Origin of the sequence: Clostridium tyrobutyricum (assembly GCF_019144085.1) — a bacterium.
Lineage (GTDB): Bacteria > Bacillota > Clostridia > Clostridiales > Clostridiaceae > Clostridium_B > Clostridium_B tyrobutyricum_A.
Map to the genome: position 1 here is coordinate 1 of NZ_JAHHUY010000059.1, position 6,242 is coordinate 6,242.

Sequence of the window (6,242 nt, forward strand, 5' to 3'; positions counted from 1 at the left end):
TTCAAATTACGAATTGAAGTCATATTTTATAAGATTAATCTAATTTAATTATGATATAATATAATATAAACAAAAAATTTAAACTATATATTTGTTAATTTTAGAGGAGAATTATATGTTTGATGCTGTCCAAAAGACTTTATTTAATGGAATAAAACTTATCACTATAAAAAAAGATACTCAAATTTCAGCTTTACATTTTGGAATAAAAGTAGGGTCTATGTATGAGTTTCCCCAGGAAAATGGAATGTCACATTTTATAGAACATATGCTTTTTAAAGGTACTAAAACAAGAAATAATGAAAAGTTGAACAGAGATTTGGAAAATTTAGGAGGAGAATATAATGCATATACGGACAATACTTCCACAGTGTATAGTATCACAAGTTTGGGTGAAGAATTAGAGAAATCTATAGAAATAATGTCTGATATGATAATTAATCCTGAATTTAATGTTGAAGAATTGGAAAAAGAGAGAAATGTAATATTATCTGAAATAAGATCCAATAAAGATGATATAGAGCAGCTCAGCTTTATGCAGATAAACAAAATTGGATTTAAAAATAGTCCACTTAGATATGATATTTGTGGAAGTGAAAAAAACGTAACTAGATTTACAAGGGAAGATCTAGTTGAATTTTATAATAGATACTATTTACCAAATAATTGTTTTATATCTGTTGTATCTCCTTATGAACATGAGAAGGTTATAAATATCATACTTAGGTATTTAAAAAATTGGAAGTCTAATTCTATTGAACCTAAAAAAATTGCAGTTGAAAATAATTTTCCATGTAAAAAGACATTTTATAAGAGAGATATAGAACAGAGCAGTATAATGTTTCTGTTTACATGTTACGGATTGGATAAAAAACAGGAATTGGCGCTTAGAATACTAAGTTATAAATTAGGAGAAAGTCCAAACTCAATATTATTTAGAAAGTTAAGAGAGGAAAATGGATTTGGATATGATATTTATACAGATCTTGATTTAACAGAGTATGTAAAAACATTATATATATATGCAACTGTAAATGAGGAAAATATTCAAGAGGCAATTGATATTATCTTAAATTGTATTGAACATATAAAGGAAGAAAAAATAATCTTTGATAAAGATAGTATTATAACTATGAAAAAGGCTTTAAGGACATCCATTGCTTTTACTTTAGATGACAGTACGGATATTGGAAATTATGCAATTACCCAATCTATGGATGGACAAAGCATATTCAAGTTCGATGATGATATTAAACAAATGGAAAATATAAAGGATAGCCATATATATGAAGTTGCTAGAAAGGTTTTAAATAATCCTACAATATATATCTTAAAGAATAGTAAATAATTAAGGAGATAGGTTTTAAATATTTATGAATGAAAATAATATAAATTTAGTAACAAGTGTAAAAGTTCAAAAAGGAAATAAGAATAGAGTAAATGTCTATGTGGATTATGAATTTTCATTTTCATGCAGCAGGGAAATTTTATGTAGATATAAAATAAATAAGAATGAGTATATAGATTTGAATTATATAAATAGCATAATTCATGAGGACAACTATATAAAATGCAAGAGTTCAGCTCTTAATATTTTAGAAAGAAATTATAAAACTGAAAAACAAATAAGTGATAAGCTTCTTAAAAAAGGATATGATATAGATACGATTTTGAGAACTTTAAATTTTTTAAAAGACTATAAATTTGTGGATGATAATAAATTTGCATTATTATATGTAGAAGAAAAAATCCAAAGTTGTGGAAGAAATAAGATAAAAAATGAATTGTTAAAAAAAGGTATAAAAAAATGTATAGTAAGTAAAGTTTTAAATGAGATGGATAAATGTCAATATGAAGAAAACGCTTTAATTTGTGCTAAAAAGAAATATGATATGATTGTTAAATCTGAGAACAATTTTCAGAAAGTTTATTTAAAACTTGGTAGTTACTTGACTAGAAGAGGATATGATTCAGAACTTATTAAAAATATTCTAAAAAAAATTTTAAAAAAAGATGATTTTATTCAACAAGAAAAAATTTCCAAAAAAGACATCAATCCCCTATACGACATTGCAAAAAAAAGGTATAATATAATAACAAGGTCTGAAAATGATATTAATAAAATAAATAGAAGACTTAGTCAATATCTAATGAGAAGGGGATATTTATGGGAAGATATAAAGCCAGTTTTAAGAAAAATTATACAAGATGATATCTAACATGATATTTTCATATAGACTGTAAATTATTTATTCATCATAGGGATTTCTTTTATTTTAGATACTTTAAAAGGTGGTTGTTATTATGAAAATAAATCCCGTAACGCTTATAATAGCTCTAGTATTTTTATATCCTGTTTTGAGAGGATTTTTATTTAAATTTTCCTCAAAAGATTTAAAAATTGAAATTGATGATGCCAGTAGAAATATATCCTTTATAATAGGGATAATTTCAGGTATATATTTTGGAAAAAAAATATTTATACAACATGATCAGGGGATATACAAAAAAATTTATTACTATATACCACAGCAGATACTTAACTATCTGGAAAATAATAATTTAATAATATATGCAATTGTAATACCTATAACTGTTTTCATTATCTATAGGATTATCAAATTGCTTTTGGATATATTGAATTGTGTTACATCTTATCCTGCATTGGACAGCATAGAGAAATTTCTTATTTCAAAAGGTAATTTGTTCAAACGAATAATTGGAATGATATTTCAATTGCCTAAAGCTATATGCTATATATTATTGTTAACCTTTATACTAAATATACTGTCTATGTTTAATATAAATGACAAATTAAATGGATACCTTGAAGCATCAAGGACTTATGAAACTATTTGTAAAAGTATAGTTATACCTGTTACCAATTCAACTATTGCAAAGAATCTTCCCAATATACTGAATAATTCCTTTAGGATAGTTATAAGAGAAGCAAATTCTAAAAAGGAAATTCAATCCAATGCATCTATTCCATTAAAGCAATTTGACAATAGTAAAGCTGTAGTATATTACAACGGAGTAACTTTGGATGAAGGAGTTAAATCAAATGCTCAAATTAATAAATTGGCAAGAGAACTGGGGTCTGAGGGAACCGAAACTATAGACAAAGCTGACAATTTATATAATTGGATTGGATCAAATATATCATATGATCATGAAAAAGCTAACAAGGTTTTGAATAATGATTTCAATGTAAGCTCTGGAGCTATACCGGCTTTTGAGACTAGAAGAGGAATTTGTTTTGATTATGCTTCTCTATATGTAGCTATGGCAAGGGCAAATAATTTAAAAGTTAGGCTGATAACAGGAGAAGGATTCAATGGAGTAAGCTGGGTTAGTCATGCATGGAATCAAGTGTATATACCTGAAAAGGGTAAATGGATAAATGTAGATACAACTTTTTATAAAGGTGGAAATTATTTTAACAATTCCAGGTTCAATCTTGATCATAGAAATGCTCAAATAGCAGGTGAATGGTAAAGTATATTACCATTTACTTTGATTTTGATATATATTTTTTTAGTAAAATATTTATTGCCATTTCACAATCTTTATCAGAATTATCTAAACACCATGCGGTATTGAATGATATCAATGCCTTTTTGGTGTTTTTTAGCATAGTGTAACAATATCCTAAATTAAAAAAGTATTTACTTTCTCTTTTTAATTTAATTGCTCCTTTTAATTTAGGGATTGCCTTTGAGTATTCCTTTAATTTTATGAGACAAACTGCAGAATTGTATAGTGAAGATACTTTATTATCCTTTAGTTTTATTGCTTTTTCATATAGGGCAATGGCTTTCCTATAATCTCTATCGTTGTAGTATTCGTTGGCTTTTTGAAAGTACTTCATTGTATCCTCCTTTAGTGTACTTGAAATCATTAACAAATTATATGTATAAAATATTCCTATATAATAATTTATATCCAAATTATTTAAAAATATTCTTATAAAAAAATTAAGGAGCCTAAGTATAGAACTTTGGCTCCATTTATCTAATGCATTAGTTTCTTTTTGATTTTCTTTTCTGCCAATTCCACAAGTTTATACATAACATATGCAAGTATTGCAAGTATTATTATACTCACCATTACTGTATCCAGTTGTGATATTTGTCCTCCGTATATTATAAGGAATCCTAGTCCTTCTTTTGCAACAAGAAATTCTCCCATAATTACACCTACCCAGGAAAGCCCTACATTTATCTTTAAGGTTGATACCAATGTTGGAACTGAAGCTGGCATTATAAGATTTGTCAATATTTGAAACCTTGAAGCTCCGAAAGTTTTTAACAACCGTATCTTGTCTTTGTCAACTTCCCTAAAGCCATTTAATACTGTAAGTATAGTTACTACTATGCATATTAAAACAGTTACCATAACTATGGCTGACATGCCATTTCCAACCCAAAATATTATAATTGGTGCCAACGCTATTTTAGGAAGGGCATTTAATACAACTAGATATGGATCTAGTACATCTGATACAAAATCCGACAGCCAAAGAAGTATAGCTATTAAGGTTCCTAAAATTGTGCTTAAAAGAAAACCTATTATTGTTTCAATACAGGTTATGCCTATGTGTTTAAATAAAGTACCTTCCAGGTAAAGCTTGATTAAATTTTTAAACATTCTAGATGGGGTACTAGTTAAAAAAGGATCTATCCAATTTAGATCTCCGGCTATTTCCCATAGTGCAAAGAAAATTACTAATATGAGCAATCTGGATATAAATATCTTTTTCTTTCTTGTACTGATGCTTCTTATATATTTTTCATGTTCTTTCAAGTTATCTATCATTATAATTTAGCTCCTTCCACACATTGTTGAAGTAAATCCTGAATTCGGGATCTTCCCTGGATTCCAATGGTGAATCATAGGATTGACTAAATTTTATGTTGAATAGTGTCTTTAACTTGGCAGGTCTTTTGGATAGTACCAAAACTCTATTGGACATAGAAATTGCTTCAGCTATATCGTGGGTTACCATTATAACTGTTTTACCTTCTTTTTTTAATATTTTATATATTTCATCACTTATATTTAATCTCGTCTGATAATCAAGAGCGGAAAATGGTTCATCCAAAAGTAAAATTTCAGGATTCAAGGCCAAAGTTCTTATTAGAGCAACTTTCTGACGCATTCCTCCTGACAATTCATCTGGATAATAATTTATGAAGTCAATAAGACCATAGCTTTTTAATAGTGTCATTAAATTATCTTTGTATGAAGATATGGGTTTATGTTGTATTCTTATTCCAAGGAGTATATTGTTCCATACACTGGACCATTCAAATAGTTGATCTCGTTGAAACATATATCCCATCTTTGAAGAAACAGATTCTAAATTTTTATTATCAACGTATATTTCACCGCTTGATGGCTTTATAAGTCCTGCTATTATATTTAAAAGTGTACTTTTCCCGCAGCCTGAGGGACCCACTATACTTAAAAATTCACCTTCTTTTACTGAAAAACTTATATCTTTTAAGGCTTCAGTATATCCTTTAAGTGAATGATAATTCATATATATATCTTTTACTTCTAGTTTATCCAAAATATCATCTCCCTACGTGCCTATTACAGGCTATGTTTTATTATATGAATGGTTTGATGGGAGTGTTCCTTGGAAAAAATCTGTTTATGTTTTAAGTTTTGATGTATAATATAAAAATGAACCTTAACATGAGATGTATTTAAATCTAAGCTAAATTGTATATTTAGATATAATTTATTTAATTTAAATTTGAACCCTAACATATGATGTAATAAGTAAATTAATTGTGGCAATATATTGCCACAATTAATGATATAATATATATATCACTAAGATAAATTGTATATAAAAATTAAAAGGAGAAATAATTATGTCTAAGATAGGAATATCATTAAAAATACTTAATATTTTACTTGATGAAAATATACATAAGACTGATGAAATATCGGAAAAAGTAGAAATACCTAAAAGAATTGTAAGATGGTATATAAATGGCCTTTTAGAAGCAGGAATGTATATAGAGTCATTTACAGGGAGATATGGTGGATATGTATTAAAAAAAGAATACTGTCAAAATAATGTTTATAAATTATTAACAAGTAAGTCAAATATTAAAAATAGTGCTACATAGAGATCATTAGATATAGTTATTCAATTTCTCTATAAATTTTAAAAATTATAAAGGAATTGAAATAAATAAATAGAATATAATAATTAATTATTATAT

At 26.8% G+C, this 6,242-nt stretch carries 7 protein-coding genes; 4 read left to right on the forward strand and 3 right to left on the reverse strand.

Going from position 1 to position 6,242, the window contains the following annotated elements:
• The first annotated feature begins 115 nt into the window (after positions 1-115).
• From KM800_RS14795 to KM800_RS14805, 3 genes are all read left to right on the forward strand, one after another.
• Positions 116-1,348: a M16 family metallopeptidase gene (locus KM800_RS14795; RefSeq protein WP_217813776.1), complete on the forward strand. Its 1,233-nt coding sequence runs from the start codon at positions 116-118 to the stop codon at positions 1,346-1,348.
• A 25-nt stretch (positions 1,349-1,373) separates the two neighbouring features.
• The gene (gene recX, locus KM800_RS14800; protein ID WP_217813777.1) at positions 1,374-2,219 is read left to right on the forward strand and encodes a recombination regulator RecX; all 846 of its coding nucleotides are present in this window, start codon (positions 1,374-1,376) and stop codon (positions 2,217-2,219) included.
• Positions 2,220-2,304: 85 nt separating this feature from the next.
• Positions 2,305-3,498, forward strand: a complete 1,194-nt coding sequence (locus KM800_RS14805) for a transglutaminase-like domain-containing protein (protein ID WP_217813778.1) — start codon at positions 2,305-2,307, stop codon at positions 3,496-3,498.
• A gap of 13 nt (positions 3,499-3,511) precedes the next feature.
• On the opposite strand, the gene KM800_RS14810 is transcribed toward KM800_RS14805, so the two are convergent.
• From KM800_RS14810 to KM800_RS14820, 3 genes are all read right to left on the reverse strand, one after another.
• Complete coding sequence (locus KM800_RS14810; protein WP_330655650.1) at positions 3,512-3,925, reverse strand: tetratricopeptide repeat protein; 414 nt, start codon at positions 3,923-3,925, stop codon at positions 3,512-3,514.
• 89 nt (positions 3,926-4,014) lie between these two features.
• Entirely contained in the window at positions 4,015-4,818 is an 804-nt protein-coding gene (locus KM800_RS14815; RefSeq protein ID WP_217813779.1) for an ABC transporter permease, read from the reverse strand.
• The gene (locus KM800_RS14820) at positions 4,808-5,575 is read right to left on the reverse strand and encodes an ABC transporter ATP-binding protein (RefSeq protein WP_217813780.1); all 768 of its coding nucleotides are present in this window, start codon (positions 5,573-5,575) and stop codon (positions 4,808-4,810) included. Before KM800_RS14820 ends, KM800_RS14815 begins: the two co-directional genes overlap by 11 nt.
• A gap of 310 nt (positions 5,576-5,885) precedes the next feature.
• Between KM800_RS14820 and KM800_RS14825 the strand changes: the two genes are divergently transcribed.
• On the forward strand, positions 5,886-6,146 hold the full coding sequence (locus KM800_RS14825) for an Rrf2 family transcriptional regulator (protein ID WP_017894950.1): 261 nt from the start codon (positions 5,886-5,888) through the stop codon (positions 6,144-6,146).
• Positions 6,147-6,242: the final 96 nt, after the last annotated feature.